The following is a 1331-nucleotide window of genomic DNA, read 5'->3' as shown; positions in this document are numbered from 1 at the left end:
TGAGCCACCCCCGCTTTCATGGAGGTTCTTGATCATGGTCTGATGGCCGTGGGGAGGAAGTCGTCCGTGGCAGCACCGAAGAAGTACCCCGATGAGCTACGTCGGCGCGCTGTGCGCCTGTATCGCGAGTCGGACCCGAAGCCGGTGATCCGGCGCCTGGCCGAGCAACTCGGCGTGCATCACGAGGCGTTGCGGAACTGGATCCGCCAGGCCGAGGCCGACACGGGTGAGCGTCACGACCGGCCGACCAGCGAGATGGCGGACGAGAACCGCCGGCTGCGTAGGGAAGTTGCCGAGTTGCGGCGGGCGAACGAGATCCTGAAGGCCGCGAGCGCGTATTTCGCGGCGGAGCTCGACCCGACCCGGCGACGGTCATGAGGTTCATCCACGAACACCGTGACCAGTTCGCGGTCGCGCTCCTGCTACGGGTCCTCAACATCGGCGCCTCGACCTACTACGCGTGGGTCAAGCAGGCCGAGCAGCCCTGCGACCGGGACGTCGTCGACCTGGGGCTGATCTCCAACATTCATGAGATCTGGGAGACCTCCGGGCGCACCTACGGCGCTGACCGGGTCCACCGGCAGCTGCGCCGTGACGGCATCCGCGTGGGCCGCAAGCGCGTCGAGCGGCTGATGGCCGAGCAGGGCTGGCAGGGGGCGTTCCTGCGTCGAGGCTGGCGTGGCGGCTCCACGCGACAGGATCCCCGGCACACGCCGGCGCCGGATCTGGTCAACCGGCAGTTCACCGCCGACGGGCCGAACCGGCTCTGGGTTGCCGACGCCACACGCATCCCCTGCGGCGAGGGCGTGTTCTGGCTCGCCGCGGTCCGCGACGCGTTTTCCCGCCGGATCGTCGGGTGGAAGACGTCTGACCGCTGCGACACCGACCTGATCCTCGCCGCCCTCGAATACGGCATCTGGTCCCGCGACGTCCGCGACGGCCAACTGATCCACCACAGCGACCGCGGGTCGAACTACACGTCGTTCCGCTTCGCAGAACGCTTACAGGACAACGGGATCCTGCCCTCGATGGGCTCCGTCGGCGACTCCTACGACAACGCCCTGATGGAGAACTTCTGGTCCACGCTGAAGATCGAACTCGTCTACCGCACGTCCTGGCGGACCCGCGACGAGGCCGAGAACGCGATCTTCGCCTACATCGACGGCTGGTACAACACCCGCCGCATCCAACGCGAGCTGGGCTACCTCAGCCCGAACGAGTACGAGACCGCCTGGCACAGCCGCCAGACCGAGCCAGCCGAGCCACCAATCGCCACCCCTGCGCCAGCCGGCAGCAGGTAACCACCGCTCCATCAAAGCGGGGGGAACTCA

At 67.7% G+C, this 1331-nt stretch carries 2 protein-coding genes; both read left to right on the top strand.

What is annotated here, in order from left to right:
* Positions 1 to 66: 66 nt before the first annotated feature.
* Positions 67 to 378 (top strand): transposase, encoded by a 312-nt coding sequence (locus ABD52_RS37195; protein ID WP_047894867.1) that lies wholly within the window; start codon positions 67 to 69, stop codon positions 376 to 378.
* Positions 375 to 1301, top strand: coding sequence for an IS3 family transposase (locus ABD52_RS37190; protein ID WP_047894866.1), 927 nt, complete (start codon positions 375 to 377; stop codon positions 1299 to 1301). Before ABD52_RS37195 ends, ABD52_RS37190 begins: the two co-directional genes overlap by 4 nt.
* Positions 1302 to 1331 lie beyond the last annotated feature (30 nt).

Source organism: Micromonospora sp. RV43 (assembly GCF_001029515.1).
GTDB classification, from domain to species: domain Bacteria; phylum Actinomycetota; class Actinomycetes; order Mycobacteriales; family Micromonosporaceae; genus Micromonospora; species Micromonospora aurantiaca.
The sequence above is the reverse complement of the archived record's forward strand: the minus strand, read 5'-3'. Positions and strand labels throughout refer to the sequence as shown.